The 17,286-nt window shown below is 42.3% G+C and carries 13 protein-coding genes, 1 tRNA gene and 1 pseudogene; 12 read left to right on the top strand and 3 right to left on the bottom strand.

The genetic code is table 11. From position 1 onward, the window contains the following. Nucleotides 1-80 precede the first annotated feature (80 nt). On the top strand, nt 81-2,180 hold the full coding sequence (gene metG / locus AAEY75_RS04105) for a methionine--tRNA ligase (RefSeq protein WP_197216382.1): 2,100 nt from the start codon (nt 81-83) through the stop codon (nt 2,178-2,180). 260 nt (nt 2,181-2,440) lie between these two features. Here metG and AAEY75_RS04100 read toward each other — a convergent pair whose 3' ends face one another. Then, entirely contained in the window at nt 2,441-2,842 is a 402-nt protein-coding gene (locus tag AAEY75_RS04100; RefSeq protein ID WP_352258568.1) for a hypothetical protein, read from the bottom strand. 530 nt (nt 2,843-3,372) lie between these two features. Here AAEY75_RS04100 and AAEY75_RS04095 point away from each other — a divergent pair. The 5 genes and pseudogenes from AAEY75_RS04095 to AAEY75_RS04075 all read left to right on the top strand — a co-directional run. Beyond that, nucleotides 3,373-4,419, top strand: a complete 1,047-nt coding sequence (locus AAEY75_RS04095) for an ABC transporter substrate-binding protein (protein ID WP_352258566.1) — start codon at nt 3,373-3,375, stop codon at nt 4,417-4,419. Between the two features lie 107 nt (nt 4,420-4,526). Beyond that, on the top strand, nt 4,527-5,564 hold the full coding sequence (locus AAEY75_RS04090; protein ID WP_197216388.1) for an ABC transporter substrate-binding protein: 1,038 nt from the start codon (nt 4,527-4,529) through the stop codon (nt 5,562-5,564). 356 nt (nt 5,565-5,920) lie between these two features. Continuing rightward, nucleotides 5,921-6,820: an ABC transporter permease gene (locus AAEY75_RS04085; RefSeq protein WP_194197089.1), complete on the top strand. Its 900-nt coding sequence runs from the start codon at nt 5,921-5,923 to the stop codon at nt 6,818-6,820. 31 nt (nt 6,821-6,851) lie between these two features. Continuing rightward, the gene (locus AAEY75_RS04080; RefSeq protein WP_352258563.1) at nt 6,852-7,646 is read left to right on the top strand and encodes an ABC transporter ATP-binding protein; all 795 of its coding nucleotides are present in this window, start codon (nt 6,852-6,854) and stop codon (nt 7,644-7,646) included. A gap of 133 nt (nt 7,647-7,779) precedes the next feature. Next, nucleotides 7,780-7,926 (top strand): annotated as a pseudogene (locus tag AAEY75_RS04075) (IS5/IS1182 family transposase); the annotation flags it as partial. A gap of 27 nt (nt 7,927-7,953) precedes the next feature. On the opposite strand, the gene AAEY75_RS04070 reads toward AAEY75_RS04075, so the two are convergent. Both AAEY75_RS04070 and AAEY75_RS04065 read right to left on the bottom strand, forming a co-directional pair. Then, nucleotides 7,954-8,349, bottom strand: a complete 396-nt coding sequence (locus AAEY75_RS04070; RefSeq protein WP_352258561.1) for a VOC family protein — start codon at nt 8,347-8,349, stop codon at nt 7,954-7,956. A 270-nt stretch (nt 8,350-8,619) separates the two neighbouring features. Then, complete coding sequence (locus AAEY75_RS04065; RefSeq protein WP_352258559.1) at nt 8,620-9,228, bottom strand: LysE family translocator; 609 nt, start codon at nt 9,226-9,228, stop codon at nt 8,620-8,622. Between the two features lie 147 nt (nt 9,229-9,375). On the opposite strand from AAEY75_RS04065, the gene AAEY75_RS04060 reads away from it, so the two are divergent. The 6 genes from AAEY75_RS04060 (at nt 9,376) to AAEY75_RS04035 (ending at nt 17,180) form a co-directional block, all read left to right on the top strand. Then, entirely contained in the window at nt 9,376-10,266 is an 891-nt protein-coding gene (locus AAEY75_RS04060; RefSeq protein WP_352258557.1) for a LysR family transcriptional regulator, read from the top strand. Between the two features lie 417 nt (nt 10,267-10,683). Beyond that, nucleotides 10,684-13,032, top strand: a complete 2,349-nt coding sequence (locus tag AAEY75_RS04055; RefSeq protein WP_352258555.1) for an FdhF/YdeP family oxidoreductase — start codon at nt 10,684-10,686, stop codon at nt 13,030-13,032. Nucleotides 13,033-13,144: 112 nt separating this feature from the next. Continuing rightward, nucleotides 13,145-14,086: a formate dehydrogenase accessory sulfurtransferase FdhD gene (locus AAEY75_RS04050; protein ID WP_502944367.1), complete on the top strand. Its 942-nt coding sequence runs from the start codon at nt 13,145-13,147 to the stop codon at nt 14,084-14,086. Nucleotides 14,087-15,035: 949 nt separating this feature from the next. Continuing rightward, a complete protein-coding gene (locus AAEY75_RS04045) occupies nt 15,036-16,676 on the top strand; it encodes a sodium:solute symporter family protein (protein ID WP_352258625.1) in 1,641 nt (546 codons plus the stop codon). A 107-nt stretch (nt 16,677-16,783) separates the two neighbouring features. Continuing rightward, nucleotides 16,784-16,918 (top strand): putative transporter small subunit, encoded by a 135-nt coding sequence (locus tag AAEY75_RS04040; RefSeq protein WP_220034714.1) that lies wholly within the window; start codon nt 16,784-16,786, stop codon nt 16,916-16,918. A 188-nt stretch (nt 16,919-17,106) separates the two neighbouring features. Then, nucleotides 17,107-17,180 (top strand) — tRNA-Cys (locus tag AAEY75_RS04035). The last annotated feature ends 106 nt before the right edge of the window (nt 17,181-17,286 follow it).

Genomic DNA, 17,286 nt, shown 5'->3' with positions numbered 1-17,286 from the left:
GCATTGATAACATCGCGTCTAATGGCCATAAGCTGCTTAAGACGTTTGATAACTAACCCGTTTATATAAAAATATAGGTGATGAAAGTGCGTGAGATTCTAGTAACCAGTGCGCTGCCCTACGCCAATGGCTATATCCATTTGGGGCATCTTGTAGAATATATTCAGACAGACATTTGGGTACGTGCGATGAAAGCGCAAGGCCATCAGGTCACTTATGTCTGCGCAGATGATGCACACGGTACCGCCATCATGCTAAAAGCAGAAGCCAATGGCGTGACACCAGAAGAACAAATTGCGTCAGTGAAAGCATCACATGAAGCTGATTTTTCTAAGTTTTTGATTAATTTTGATAATTATCACTCTACTCACTCAGAAGAAAACAAAGAGTTTTCTGAGCTTATTTATCGTCGTCTTAGTAGCGCTGGACACATCAGCACCAAAGACGTTGAGCAGTTATTTGATCCTGAAAAGCAGTTATTTTTAGCCGATCGCTTTGTCAAAGGCACCTGTCCTGAATGTGATAGTCCAGACCAATATGGTGATAACTGTGAAGTATGCGGCACCACATACAATGCCACCGAACTTAAAAATCCACAGTCTACGCTGTCTGGTTCAACGCCTGTACTCAAAACCTCTAAGCATTATTTCTTTAATTTGCCAGAGTTTGAGCAATTCTTAAAAGACTGGACACGCAGTGACAACCGTTTGCAAACGTCAGTGGCCAATAAATTGCAAGAGTGGTTTGAGGCAGGCTTAGCGACTTGGGACATCTCACGCGATGCGCCTTATTTTGGCTTTCAAATTCCAGATACTCCAAGCGATGAACCAGACAAATACTTTTATGTATGGCTAGATGCACCAGTCGGCTACATGGCAAGTTTTAAAAACCTATGCGACAAACGCGCAGGTACAGAGCAAGCGCTTGATTTTGACCGCTATTGGGCACAAGAAAACGAGCACAAAACCGAGGTTTACCACTTCATTGGTAAAGACATCGTTTACTTCCACGCTTTGTTTTGGCCAGCCATGCTTGCGGGCAGCGAGTATCGTACACCAACAGGCGTCTTTGCCCACGGCTTTTTGATGGTCAATGGCGAGAAGATGAGTAAGTCACGCGGTACCTTTATCAAGGCCGAAACGTACGCTGAGTATTTACATCCTGAGTACCTGCGCTATTACTTCGCCAGTAAACTGTCTGACAAAGTCGAAGATATCAATCTAGATTTAGAAGACTTTATGCAAAAGGTCAACTCTGATCTGGTTGGAAAAGTGGTCAATATTGCCAGTCGCAGTGCAGGGTTCTTGGTTAAGAAATACGACGGCATGCTTTCAGAAGTTTGCGCAGAACCAGAACTGTTAGAAGACATCACCAAAACGGGCGATGAGATTGCTGCTGCCTATGAAAACCGCGAATTCTCACGTGCTATGCGCTTAATCATGCAGTGTGCAGATAAGGCCAACGAATATATTGACGAGAAAAAACCATGGTCGCTTGCTAAACAAGAAGGCACTGAACAAGAAGTTCAAGACGTCTGCTCGGTTGCGATTAATATTTTCCGTCAATTGATGGTCTACCTTGCGCCTGTACTACCTGAGCTGACCAATAATGCCAAAGAATTCTTAAACATTGACAGCTTAGATTTCGCTAGCCGTAATCAGTGGTTACTTGGACATAAAATCAATAAGTTCAAACCACTCATGCAGCGTATCGAAGAAAAAGATATTGAAGCTATGGTAGAAGACTCAAAAGCCTCTCTCGCACAAGTAGACGCGCCAGCTGCTATCACAAACAGCAAGCCAGCAGCAAAAAATGCAGCACCAGAAGCCAATGCAGACGCTGAGCAAACTGACTACATTGGTATCGAAGACTTTGCCAAAGTTGAGATGAAAGTGGCACACGTCTTAGCCTGTAACCATGTCGAAGGCGCGGACAAGCTTTTACAGTTTACGTTAGATGTTGGTGAAGACAAGCCACGCAACGTGTTCAGCGGTATCCGTAAGTTTTATGAGCCAGAGCAATTGGTTGATAAAAAAGTCGTTTGTGTGACCAACCTTGCACCGCGTAAGATGAAATTTGGTATCTCAGAAGGCATGGTACTATCAACTGGTGAGCCAAAGACGGGCTTAACAGTCGTTACCTTACCGGATGCTTGTGTCGTTGGTGATGTTTTAGCTTAACGGTTATTTTTAGGGCGTGTCTTCATTTCAAAAATGGTGATAAAAATGAGATAAATTGCCGTCAAACGAGGAAAATAGTGCAGATAATATCGGGATATTAACTAGCTATTTAACGATATTTGGCAAAATTTAGCTGTTTTTAGCCCATTTAGATAACTATCGAGTGAATTGAAGACACGCCTTAGTAGTAAAAAATAAAAAAGATGCCCTAGTGGCATCTTTTTTTATGGTTGATTTATTAAATGAATAAAAACCAAGCCTTACCTATTCAAAATATTAATAATCTGCAACGTGTCACTAATCACCGTCACAATATTATTTTCTGGCGTGCGAATACGAATGTAGCGGTTATCATAACGGTCTAAGACGACCGAACGATCGTAATCTCTTCTATCAATCTTGCCGACTACTCTGTAACCGTATCTATCGAGATCACGCTTGAATGAGGCGTTAGGGCTAGCATTGCGATAAGCGTTAATATTAGGTCGGGCTTTACTGTGATGGTTATTATCTTTATGGACATAAGCAGATTTGCCATTTCCGTGTCCATTTCTATTCCCGTGCCCGTTTCCATGACCATTTTTTGCCATAGCAGGTAAGCAAATCAATGAGGTAGCAGTGATGCCAGCGATGGTTAATAGTTTAAGATTAGCAGTGTTCATAATGTTGCCTTCATAATGGTGCTTGCAGAGTATTCGTTTAAACAATATCAAGTAGAGACCAGCGTGAGTTTTATATTCGCCACATCAGCGTAATAGTAATGTGAATTTTGGACTCACTATCATTCTCGTATTAGAAAATTCTCGTATAAAAATTAGCTTACGTTAATTATGAAGGCAGTCCGTAATAGATGCGTTGCTAGCTTGTAAGCTTTTTGATGGTGACTTTACTGAATAAGATAGCCAACCTACTCCTTATTAGCACCGATGACGAACACGACTGAATTTTTTATTGCGATAACTTACATTACTGTCATAATATGAACATAATGATCGATGGAACGATTACTTTATTGTTAGCCTGCTATTTTGGCATCAACATAGCATTGACTCGGCTAACCTGCATTTTCCAATATCATGTTTAAAACCCAAGCATAACGAAGGCGAGTAAGGTCTCTTATAAATAGACTGAACACATCTAACGATATGTACTTGGTTTTTACGATTGATATAACCTATGAGTTAACCTAATAATGACTATTGCTTCTACCTTACGCTTAAGCCTATACGGTGCTGCTATCAGCGCCACTCTCGGACTGATTGGCTGCTCAAATGCTACAGACACTGCTGCAACTGATGACAACGCCACTGCTGATGCTAGCAAGCCCGCCAAAACATTGGCCATCACGCAAATTGTCGAACACCCTTCGTTAGATGAGATGCGCCGCGGTATCATAGACGAGCTGGCTGACAACGGTTATGTCGAAGGCCAAAACCTAACAATTAACTTCCAAAGCGCTCAAGGAAACACAGCGACAGCGGGTCAGATTGCCAAGCAGTTCGCAGGAGACAACCCAGATGCCATCGTGGCCATCTCAACGCCCTCTGCCCAATCAATCGTGGCTTCAACCAAAACCGTCCCTGTCATCTATACCGCTATCTCAGATCCGGTCGCAGCGAAGCTTATCGACGCAAACGCTGTGCCTATCCAGTCTAATGTGACAGGCCTATCTAGCGAGTTACCTATTGAGCCGCAATTAGACAACATTCAAAAAATTGCGCCTAATGCTAAGACCATTGGTTACGTTTATAGCCCAGGTGAGGTCAACTCTGTATCAGTACTCAATCAACTGAAAAAAGCTGCACCCGCGCGTGGCCTTAAAATATTAGAAGTCACTGCCAATCGCCCAACGGACGTTGCTATGGCAACGCGTAGCTTATCTGGTCGTGCTGATATTATTTATACCTCGTTAGACAACAATGTCGTCTCTGCCTTTGAAGCGATGGCAGGTGCAGCCAATGAGCTTGATATTCCTGTCATTGCCTCAGACGAGTTTAGTGTGAGACGCGGTGCTACTGCGGCGCTTGGTGTCAATGACTATGACTTTGGTCGTACCACAGGCAAAATGGTATATCGAGTATTAAGTGGCGAAGCCGTCAATACGATCAAGCCCGAAGTCATGAATACCTTAACCTTATATGCCAGCCCAAAACATGCGGCTGAACAAGGCGTAAGCTTGACCGATGAGCTGCTAAAAAATGCCATCAATGTCGACAAAGAAGCAAAGAGTGCCAAATAAGTAATCGTTACCTATCTGGTGCGTGTTATCAATATAAGAACCGCTAGCAATCATTTTTATTTATTAAATAATGTACGGACACATTATTATTTTCAGGAGTGAGACCCATGTTGTATCAAAATCGTTTTGGTCATTTCAATTTTAGTAAGGCGCTATTATTAGGCGGTGTTTGTACCGCTCTATTGACTGGTTGCAATCAATCAGCACAAGATACTGGTAGTACTGACAGCGCTACTGGCGATGCCGCAACAGAGATGAAAAACGTCGCTATTACGGCTATTGTTGAGCATCCAGCGCTTGATGACGTACGCAAAGGTGTCATCGATGAGCTAAATGAGGCCGGCTTTAAAGACGGTGAAAACTTAACCGTTAATTTCCAAAGCGCACAGGGTAACACTGCTACTGCAGGACAGATTGCCAAGCAATTTGTTGCAGACAACTCAGATGTTATCGTTGCCATTGGTACGCCATCAGCACAATCGGTTGCGGCTGCTACCAGCACTATTCCTTTGGTATTCTCTGCGGTAACCGACCCAGTAGAAGCCAAATTAGTATCAAAGCTTGATGGTTCTGGCACCAACGTTACTGGTGGTTCTGATGCGCTCCCTTATGAGCCACAAATTGCTTTAATGCGCCAAATTATTCCAAGCTTGAAAAATGTAGGTTATGTTTATAGCCCAGGTGAGGTGAACTCTACCATCATCCTAAAAAATCTCAAAGAAAAGCTGACACCAATGGGCATCACTGTACATGAAGCCCCTGCCCAGCGCAGTACCGACATCGCAATGGCTGCACGTAGCCTCGAAGGTAAAGTCGATATGATTTACACATCAACCGATAACAACGTGGTATCTGCTTACGAGTCGCTATTCCAAGTCGCTAAAGAAAGTAAAATCCCGCTGGTTGCTTCAGACACCAGTTCTGTTGCACGCGGTGCCATTGCCGCATTGGGCGTTGACTATTATGCACTTGGCCGCGAAACAGGTAAAATTGTGGTGCGTATTTTGAACGGTGAAAAAGCAGGTGATATCCCTGTTTATACACCACAAGCACTTGATTTGTATGTCAGTCCAAAAAATGCCACAGCTGAAGGCATCACATTGCCACAAGCAGTTATCGATAAAGCAAAAGAAGTGGTAGAATAGCGCCCTCTGAATGTAAGCATCACGTTAAACGACTATATAGATAGTTTAATCATAGATTGTTGCTTATATTTACTGCTATTATTTCAGTATAAAAATGACCCAGCTACTGGTATATGAGCTGGGTTATTTTTAATGTGATATAAGCATTAAAACCGAATTTCGAACCAAGGTATTTTATGCTCATTCCTCATAGGAAGATGTTTTGGTTTACCCTAACCGCAGATTGCTTAATCTGTTAAATTCACCGCTTAGCCGTTTGGGTTATATAGGCTTATAGGCAGCATGCTTCATGCCTTTGCTGCTTTTTGCTTGTGATAATAATCGCTAAACGCTTGATGATAACCGACTAATATCTTATGTCCTTAATTGCTTTTTTTGGTGCGCTTGAAAGCGGTCTAATTTATGGCCTTGTTGCACTTGGCGTGCTGATTTCATTTCGTACGCTCGACTTTCCCGACTTGACCGCTGATGGTAGCTTTCCGCTAGGTGGCGCAGTCGCTGGTATATCCATCATCGCTGGTATCAACCCATGGTTGGCCTGTGCCTTTGGTATGTTAGCAGGCTCCGTCGCTGGTATCGTTACTGCATGGTTGCATGTCAAACTTGGCATACTGCAATTACTTGCCAGTATTTTAGTGATGGTTGCCCTATATTCTATCAATTTACGTATTATGGGAGCGCCAAACTTACCGCTATTGGGCGAAACCACGGTGTTTAGCACCTTGGTGACCGATGGTAATGGCTATTGGATGCGCTGTTTGATTATTGGTATGGTTGTGATACTTGCCATGCTGTTTTTAAACTGGTTCTATAGTACCGAGACTGGTCTTTCAATGCGTGCCACTGGCTCAAACCTAAGAATGGCGCAGGCTCAAGGTATTAATACCTCATGGATGACCATCGTTGGTATGGCAGTGTCTAACGGTTTGATCGCTTTAGCGGGTGCATTGTTCGTTCAGACTCAGGGCGGTGCAGATATCTCGATCGGTATCGGTACGATTGTCATTGGTCTAGCAGCGGTCATCATCGGTGAAACCATCATTCCGGCCAAGCGCATTTGGCTGATTACTTTTGCCGTGGTCGTTGGTGCTGTGCTGTACAAGCTATTTATTCAGGTCGCCCTATCGAGTGATACGCTGCGTAGTATTGGCTTTGGCCCGCAGGATTTGAACTTGATTACAGCGCTACTCGTCGTATTTGCCTTGGTATTGCCAAAAGCTAAAAATAAATTCTTAAGTCGTAAAGTTCGAGCTTAATGTCAATGTGCAACCATAAGGAATAATTATTATGATGCAAGCTACAGATTTGCGGTTGACCTTTAATCCTGGAACGCCCATTGAAAACCCTGCACTACGCGGTATCAATTTAAACATTGCAGATGGTGAGTTTGTGACGGTCATCGGTACCAATGGTGCTGGTAAGTCGACCTTTCTAAACGCAGTCAGTGGCACCACACGCGTCGATAGTGGCTCAATCCTGTTAAACGGTATTGATGTCACCAAAAAGACTGCGCATCAACGTGCTCATTGGGTTGCTCGTGTGTTTCAAGACCCAATGGCAGGAACTTGTGAAGCGCTCACTATTGAAGAAAATATGGCGCTTGCCTATAAGCGCGGCGGCAAACGTGGTTTGAGCTTTGCCCTAAACCCAAATAACCGCGACTTGTTTAGAGAGAAACTCTCAGTCTTAAAGCTTGGACTAGAGAATCGCCTGACTGACCGTATGGGACTGTTGTCTGGTGGTCAACGACAAGCTGTCAGTCTGCTTATGGCATCATTGCAACCGTCTAAAATTCTATTACTAGATGAGCATACAGCGGCACTTGATCCAAAGACAGCGGCTTTTGTCTTAGAGTTGACCGATAAGATTGTAACGGACAATAAGCTGACAACTATGATGGTCACGCACTCGATGCAACAAGCATTGGCGCATGGCACACGTACTGTTATGTTGCATCAAGGCCAAGTCGTACTAGACGTGTCAGGCGACAAACGCCAAGGCATGACTGTACATGACTTGCTCGATATGTTTGAGCAAACTCGTGGCGAAAAAGTCGAAGATGACAGCTTGATTTTAAGCTAATCCGCAAAACAGCTGCATTTGAATGCTAAATAAAAAACGCCTGTTAAATGGGCGTGTTGAACATTAGGAACAAAAAAATAGCAAACGAGTAACCTTTAAGTTCTTACACAAAAAGGACGTCGTTTGCTATGCCTTGCTCAAAGAGCAACACTGGACAAGACTAAGGTCTATATTACTAGAGCTTAATATCTATGTCACAGGGAATCTTAGACAAACGGTCGAAGGCGTACTGTATCGTATGCGTGTCGGCTATCCTTGGCGTGATCTACCCTCCTCATTTTTAATCATCATAGTCATTATATAAATTTTATAAAGAATGACAAACGACTTCAATCTTGTTCCCTGAAGGATCGATTAGAAAAGCGGCATAATAACCCTCATGATACTCAGCTCGAAGTCCTGGCTGCCCAGCGTCATATCCACCATTAGCAATGCCTTGAACATGAAAGGAATCAACTCTATCTCTCTTATCGACTTGAAAACACCAATGGTTAGCATGGTTACGAGTGAAGTCTTGTGCCTCAAAGATAGTCAGATAGCTATTATGATGAGCAGCTGGCGTGTTCCGAATGCCGTATTTTAAAGCCTCGGCTGAACCCTCTACTTTCTTAGCACCTAAAATAGGCATAATAGCATCGTAAAATTTTTCAGCATTATTTAAGTTGGCAACCGATAGTGAGATATGATCAATTTGTAGCGTCATGAAAGTTCAACCTTAAAGTTATTAGAGTGTTAGGGTGTGTTATCAATTAGCACATTAATACATTATTTATCTACAATTTTTCTTATTTTAAGCCTCATAATCTAATCGATGACACACCCTAGGTGATTTAAGAATAAATAGAGACACTTCTCTACTTTGCGCAAAAGCTTTTAATACCTATCAGCCGCAATGCTTACATTAATTTCCATATCTCCGGAACTAAACCCCCTTCCATATCGATAAAGGTAACTTTATTCATATTTAATTCCTTTAGTTTAAGTTTGCAAAGAGCAAGAACACACCTAATAGACCTAATATAAAACCAATGACACGATTAATTGCGACTTGCTGCTTTAGCATTTTTTCTCTTAGCGTCCGTTGAGAGAACAATAAAGCCACCAAGGCGAACCATATGAAGTGAGCCACAGACATAAACAATCCATAACCGATTAAAATAGATTTTGGGGTACTGGCGCTAACAATCTGCGTATACGTGCTAATGACAAACAATGTAGTTTTGGGATTCAAAGCATTGGTAAAAAAACCATAGCGCAATGCTTGTCCGGAACTGATGCGCGCAGAAGCGCCGACGTCATGTACAGGCTTTTGTATGAATGTCTTATAACCAATATAAATAAGATAAAGTGCACCAAGATATTTTATGATTGTCAAAAAATTTGGCGCAAGTTTCATTACAGTCGCAACAGCTACTAACGTATAAGTCACGTGTACTAAGACACCTAGCGCTATACCAATAGACGTTAGCACACCGACTGAACGCCCGTATAGGTAGCTATTCTTAGTAACAATAGCGAAATCAGCCCCAGGACTAATCACAGCAAGAATGGTAATCATGATAACGGTAAAAAATTCTGTCATGTAATGAACTCTATAAAGAAAATACCAATATATAAAGAGTTTTATCTTTATATTAGTCTTTTCATATTATTAATTTAAGTGCATTCTCCTACATTTACAGATAAACTAAAATTGAGTTTATTACATCATCATCTATGAGATTTTGGCATGATAGAAAAAATATCGTTGAATTCATTAAGGTTCTTTTACTACGTTGCAGAGCATAATAGTGTGACGCTTGCTTCTCAGAAACTGTTTGTGACACAAAGTGCAGTAAGTAAACAGATTAAGAATTTGGAAGATGCTTTAGGTGTATCTTTGTTTAACCGAGTCAATAAGAAACTGGTGCTCACAGCCAATGGCAATCTACTTTTTTCTTGTTGCCAGCAAGTTTTTGCAAAATTAGATGACTGTCTTGTAGATCTAACGAGACAAGATCATCGAAAAAAGCAACTGGTACTCTCCTGTGAACCCACTATTTCAATGAAATGGTTGATACCGCGTTTGGCTGAATTTAATTCATTAAATTATGGGTTTGAAATTGTATTGCTAACGGATGGTGGAACAGTAGACTTTCAAGGGAAATCTATTGATATTGCTTTGCGCAGAAATGATTTTGAATGGGAACAAAATATATTTCATGAGAAAATTATTGAAGAATACATAGTCGCTGTCCGCAACCCTAGAACTGAACCAACGAATACCCTATTACTGACTTCTTCTCGACCAAATTTTTGGCATCACATAAATAAATCCAAGTTAGTGAGTAGCGAGATTTTATCGTACGAGACCATGGTGTTAGAGCACTTTTACTTATGTATTGAGGGATGCTTAGCTGGTTTGGGAACCGCTATTGTTTCAATATTTATGGTGGAAAAAGAACTTTCGCATCACTTTTTAGAATTAATCCATCCTCCAATGGCAGACAGCTCGTCTTATCATTTATTGTCTTATCACCCTTTTTACGAAGATGAGAGAAAGGTGGTGTTTAAAAATTGGCTGAAAAAAGAGATGCTGAATAGCAAAATGCAGTTTATGGAAACTTTGCAATGCGTATAGAAATTATATCCCGACATTTCGACAATACTTGCATTTTGTTATAAGTAAAAAAATATATTGAGTAAGATGAACCGCCCCAACTTTATCGGAGACTTAATATTCCGAGAAAATTGACTATATGAGATTCAACCCTCTTCGAAAAGGTGCTCGGTATTACTCACTTTATGGATTTAGGCTATAGAACGCCAAGACAGATGTGGTTTGACTTTTATTGTCAGGCTACGTAACTAAAATCTCCCAAGTGAATGTCTACAGATTTGACAGCATAGGTCACTTATCAACCTTTGAGAACACTCAATCTTCTCAAAGGTTTTTTGTTATCTATAGTTACTGATTCTACAAATTTCTCGCTCATCATTATATAGTTGTCGTCTATAAAAACAACTTATCCATCACCATTTATCTATGAGGTTTGTCATGCGCAAAATTCCTGTCTACTCCCACCCTGCTGCTGGTTGGCCTGCGCTGTTTTCCTCTACTCGTAAACTGATGGACTATCAAACTTTTTTGCGTGGCAGTGTCAGCGTATTCAAAAGCAACCAACCTCAAGGCGGATTTGATTGCCCAGGTTGTGCTTGGCCTGACCACAAGTCACACAAAGCTATCGACGTCTGCGAAAATGGTATCAAAGTCATCGCTAGTGAAACCATGACCAAAAAAGCAGATGCCCAGTTCTTTGCGCGACACACCGTCACTGAGTTGCAAGGGTGGTCTGGCTATGAACTAGAACACAGTGGCCGCTTATCAGAGCCGCTATATTATGATGCCGCGCAAGACCGCTATGTAGCGATCTCTTGGGAGATGGCTTACCAACGTATCGCTGAACAATTCAAACAGTTGAACTCGCCAGATGAGGCGCTCTTTTATACCTCAGGCCGTGTCACCAACGAGCCAGCCTTTATGTATCAGTTGTTCGTACGCTGTTTCGGTACTAATAACCTACCTGACTGCTCAAACATGTGTCACGAGCCAACCTCGGTCATGCTAGGAAGGCAGTTAGGTATTGGTAAAGCAACGGTCAAGTTAGAAGATTTTGAGCAAGCCAAACTTATCTTGATGTTTGGACAAAATCCAGCAACCAATCATCCACGAATGCTTGAGATGCTCGCCCATGCTCACGAGCAAGGGTGTCGAATTATTTCTATCAATCCCATGCGAGAACAAGGTCTAAGTAAATTTAGAAACCCGCAAAAACCCACACATATGGCAGCAGGCCAAAGCAATGACATGGTCGATGAAGTAGTTCAACTTCAGATCGGTGGCGATGCGGCGTTATTGACAGGTATCGCCAAATGGCTGATTGAAAACGATAAAATCAACCACGATTTCATTAGCACTCATACATCAGGTTTTGAGCCAATAAAACAGTGGTTGGCAGAGCAGTCATGGGCAGATATCGAGCTTGGTTGCGGTATTCTAGAAACAGATATTATAAATCTCGCCGAACTGGTTGCTGCTAGTCCTGCAACGATTTGCACATGGGGTATGGGCATCACTCAGCATGTGCAAGGTGATGACAATGTCGCGATGATTACCAATCTACTATTATTAATGGGAATGATTGGTATTGATGGCGCAGGCGCGTCTCCTGTTCGTGGGCACTCTAATGTACAGGGTGATCGCACCATGGGTATCCATGAACGCCCTAGCAAAAGCTTACTAGACAGTCTGGAGCGTGTTTTTGAGCATCCTATGCCACAAGAGCATGGCTATGACGTGGTTACTGGGGCCAAAGCGCTTATCGCTGGTAAACTAAAAATATTTATGGGCATGGGTGGCAACTATGCTGTGGCAGCACCTGATACCAGTGCCATTGAACAAGCTTTGACGACAACTCAGCTTAATATATTCGTAGGTACCAAGCTAAATGAGACTATGCTGTACCCGGGTACAAACAATCTAATCTTGCCATGTTTAGGCCGTACTGAACGCATCGTGACGGCTAAAGGCGAGCAATTTGCAACCATCGAAGACTCTATGTGTCAGGTAGTACCCACTCAAGGCACGCTCAAACCTGTCAGTGATACCTTAAAGTCTGAATCACAGATTGTGGCAGACATAGCCACTCATGTGCTTGGCCCTGACTCTACTATTCCTTGGCAAGCCATGAGCGAGGATTTTGACATCGTTCGTGACTATGTTGCCCAAGCTATCAATGGCTTCGAAAATTTTAATCATCGCATTCGCACTACTGAACGTGGCTTTCATTTATATCATGCTGCTCGCCATCGCATATGGAACACTGACAGTGGTAAGGCACAGTTCGAAGTACCCAAATACCCAATTACTTATGTCGCCGCACAAATGGCAGAAACAACATCAGCTCTTGAAGACAATGCGAGAAAAAATGGCAGCGTTGATGACGATCAAAACGATGGACAAAAGATTTGGCAATTGACCAGTGTGCGTAGTCATGACCAATTTAATACGATGATTTTCGGCTATAAAGATCGCTATCGTCAAACCAATCGCCGTGATGTTTTGTTGATGCATCCTGATGAAATCAGCCGCCTGGGCTGGAATGCAGGTGATAGTGTCATGGTATCTCGACAAGGTAACCCAAATGGTACTAGCCAGCCGCGTACACTAGGGCCACTGGTATTGACTGAAATGGATATTGCGTCTAATGCTGTTGCCGCCTATTACCCTGAATGTAACGACTTATTTGACTTAGACACGCATGCGCCCGATTCACACATACCAGCGTACAAATCAACGACGGTTGTCTTACAACGGGTCAATGCAAGCATTACTGAGCCAGTATAGTAAGTGGGAAGTAGATCGTAAAATGATGACAACTGAGACCTATGTTAAAGAGCATGAGCGCACCAGTGAACCGCCGCATGAAAGCAATGTGTTTGAAACCGTAAACACATCGATGACGCCACTGGTACGTACCCATTTATCAGAAAAGCATTATTATTCATCCGCTAACAACAACGATGACAACACTGCTCAAGTACATATTGATCGCCAACCCGCCAGTCTCGCTGTAGAGGCTGCTGTTGCTATAATTATCAATGGTATTCACTATGCGGTATTGATGGCAAGCCCGCATCAGTTAGAGTATTTAGCTGTTGGGTTTTTATTTAGCGAAGGCTTGATCCAACACAGTCATGAATTGCTTGATTGGGACGTCACTCAGCTAACCGATACCGCAAGCTACCAACCCCTTACTCAAGAATCAGCTGATCTGGAATCAGAAGATGTTGAAGCAGAAAGCCTTGAGCAAACCTTACAACAGCTACAGGACTATGATATTTACATCGTGGAACTGATCTTAAACCAACGCTGCCATCAACGTATCCAAGCACAGAAACGTCAGCTCGCAGGGCGCACAGGTTGCGGCATGTGCGGTATCACTGGACTGGCACAAGCTTTGCCTGATTTGAGTAGTTACGCCCAAGATAATGTATCAAACGGCTCAAATAAAAAATCCACAACACCGAGTCTAGACGACTTATTAAAAATGCGACAACAAGTCGATGCCACACAGCACACCCACCAACTAACAGGCGCCGTACATGCAGCGGCAACGATACATCAGCAGCAGTTATATCTATTTGAGGATGTAGGACGTCATAACGCCCTCGATAAACTGATTGGCTGGCAACTGCGTCAAAAGGTCGATGTCGACTGTGTGCTAATGACTTCACGCCTATCAATTGAACTGGTACAGAAATCTATCCGTGGTCGCATACCTTGGCTGGTTGGCATGTCTGCGCCTACCAGTACAGCGGTACGTGTCGCTGAGCGTTATGGATTGGGATTAGCAGGATTCTTACGTAACGATAGAGTGACCTACTACTCAGGCATTTGATCCATCATCACGTATTCTGTAATAAAGGCTAATTCATAGAACTAATGAATAGGTATCATCTTAAATTTACTCATATTAGCTTCTCGTAACAACTCTCAATACCACCCCTTTCACTAAACCTAGACTATCTATTAATGGCTTACCTTGAATGCTCAGATGTTCAAGGTAAGGTCGTGCCCCCATTTTAAAGATATCAATAAAAATAAGATAAGTTACAGTAAAATGAAAAAGCTAGCGCAGATAATATCGAGATATTAACTAGATTTCTGACATTGTTTGGCTAGATTTAGCTACTTTTAGCCCATTTAAGTGGTAAGCAATTGAATTGAGGAAATGCTCTATTAATCTCGCATAAAATTTGAGGTTGACGACATAATAGGTTACCCTAACCTCACGAACATGTTACATACACTTAACAGATCTGTAGTTTTATTTATTAATACCAAGTTCACTGTGCTGATTATTCACACAGTATTGGATTTGGTATTTGAATTACAGGTGATGCATCAATGCGATAGTTGAGTAAAAACCTCTTAACTATTGCTTATTACAGCTGATAAGGCTGTCTAAACCGAGCTCAGGTCATGCCCTTATGGCTTAGTGCTCATTCGTAATTCTGCTATAGACGCTCATCATATGAGTTTTCTTTAGCACTCAGCTACCTTTGTGTATGCCTATTAATAGTGTCATGGTTTATCCATTAACTGACGCCTATTGAGAGTAGCCCCTGTCATTTTGATTTAACACGATGTGAGTCATAAAACAGCGGCACGACACTTAGTACTTGCTCAACACTACAGTTGGTATTTTTGCTGTTTACATTAGCCACATACATCCAGTATGAGGGCTTTTTAGGCTATGTCGTATGCTCAATAGTTTGGAATAGATAATTTTAATAAACTTTATTTACTTAAAACAATTGCGAGGTATAAGTTTGAAAACTGAGTCATTGTTCCAATTTTCATCATTAACCATTATTTTATTACTACTAGCTTTTTATGGCGGCACTTACCTGCTTTCTTTGTTGATAAAAAAGGACAAAGAAACAACTTCTGGGTTTATGGTGGCAGGCCACGGTGTTGGCTTTGGTATGGGCGCGGCCAGTATGACCGCCACTTGGATTTGGGCTGCTTCATTTTATGCCGCGGCTACCTCTGGCTATAAATACGGCGTATCAGGACCGATACATTATGGCTTCTGGGGCGCGTTGATGATTTTATTCATCTACCCTTTTGGTATGCGCTTTCGTGAGCTTGCCCCCAATGGTCACACGTTAGGCGAGCTCATCCATGCCCGCCATGGTTCATCAAGCCAATTAATTTTAGCAATATCTAATATTATGGGCAGCTTAATTAGCTTGATGGTCAACTTCACTGCTGCTGGAGCACTGGTGTCAGTCTTGTCACCATTATCATTCCAAACCGGTGTGATGATCGCGGGTATCGGGGTATTGAGCTATACGTTAACGTCAGGCTTCCGTGCATCCGTATTTACTGACTTCGCCCAATTGGTCGCGTTGATGGCCATTGGTGTTGTCATTATCCCAGCGGTACTATTTGCGATGGGTGGGCCTGAAGTCATGGTTGAAGGACTGTCAAATCTGACATTGGAGCAACAAAACTTCTTTTCTTCTGAAGCATTCTTTCAGCAAGGTGCGCCCTATTTCGTTGCGGTATTGGCTTACGCGATCGGTAACCAAACCATTACCCAACGATTATTTGCGATTGATAAAACTAAGATTAAGGCCACCTTTGTCACAGCCACCGTCGGCTACGCTGGTATCGTCATTGGTCTAGGTATGATTGGATTGATGGCCGTCACCATCGGTATCGAACCACTCGATGGCAATATGAATAACCTGATTCCACAGATGGTCAGCACTTACCTGCATCCTGTCTTTATCGCATTATTCTTTATCTTAGTGATTGGTTCATTGTCATCCACTGCTGACTCCGATTTATCAGCACTATCGACGATTATGATGGCTGATGTCTATGGTAAAAACATCGCTAGAAAAGGTCATATTAAACCAAAAACTATGATGCTCGTCGGTCGTGGCACGATGATTGTTGCGACGGCAGCTGGATTGATTTTTGCCAGCTTTAAACTAGACATTTTAGTGATGCTAGTCTTCGTTGGCGCATTATGGGGGGCGATCGTCTTTCCTGTCATTGCCAGTGTCTTCTGGAATCGCGTGACCAATACTGCTTTCACCTCAGCCGTCATCATCGGACTTCTTCTATTCTGTGTTGTACGCTTTGAATTACTACCGATTACAGGTTTCACTGCCCTATTCTTCGAGATATTGGCCAGTGTCGGTGGTGCTGTCGTGATTGGTCTGATGGTCTTTGGATTCTTAGGTCGTAAGATAGGCATGGGAGCCGCTGCTATCACGCTCGTACTGATGCTAATCTTTGCCACTGGCTTCTTACGTCAATATATGGTTCTACTGGCCTCACTGACCGCTTATGGCGCTAGTACTATCGTCTGTGTGATAGTCAGCCTGATGGGTAACGAACATTTTGATTTTGACTTAATCAAGCAGCGTGTGGGTGACTACGATAATAAGCCTGATACACCACAAATTTAAATTGTCTTAACTGAAATTATTTGATGTAAACAACGGTTGGTCAGTTTGTCATAGCGTCATCAAACTGATCATCCGATGACTATTAAAAGAGACTATAAGGAGATAGTATGGATAACGTCTTTATCTACGGCTCATATATTTTGATTTGGCCAGTGATTACGTTAGGGGTGCTGATATTAATTTGCACCGCAACTTATCGTGATATTAAAAAAGCAAAACGTGATAACAAGGATATCGTTTAGCGTCTCATCGCCATTATTTTTAGAAAACATCACTGAGCACTAGCTTGGTGATAGCATCTTAAAGCCTATTAATCGTATAAATAACTCTAAATTAGGGTTATTTATAGATAAGGTAGTAAATAACCTGTTTTTAATGAAAAAATCACTTGTAATTTATTATAGTTTTGCTAATATAGGCCACCTTGATTGGCTGGATGGCAGAGTGGTCATGCAGCGGACTGCAACTCCGTTAACGCCGGTTCGATTCCGACTCCAGCCTCCAATTATTTATTAACTTTACGTTAATTTAAGCTTGCATTATTATCATAATTGACTATAATAGCGAGCACTTATCTAGTAACTAGATGGTCTATCAGCTAGTTTACATT

The organism is Psychrobacter sp. TB55-MNA-CIBAN-0194 (assembly GCF_040309505.1).
In the GTDB taxonomy this organism is placed as follows: Bacteria; Pseudomonadota; Gammaproteobacteria; order Pseudomonadales; family Moraxellaceae; genus Psychrobacter; species Psychrobacter fozii.
The sequence above is the reverse complement of the archived record's forward strand: the minus strand, read 5'-3'. Positions and strand labels throughout refer to the sequence as shown.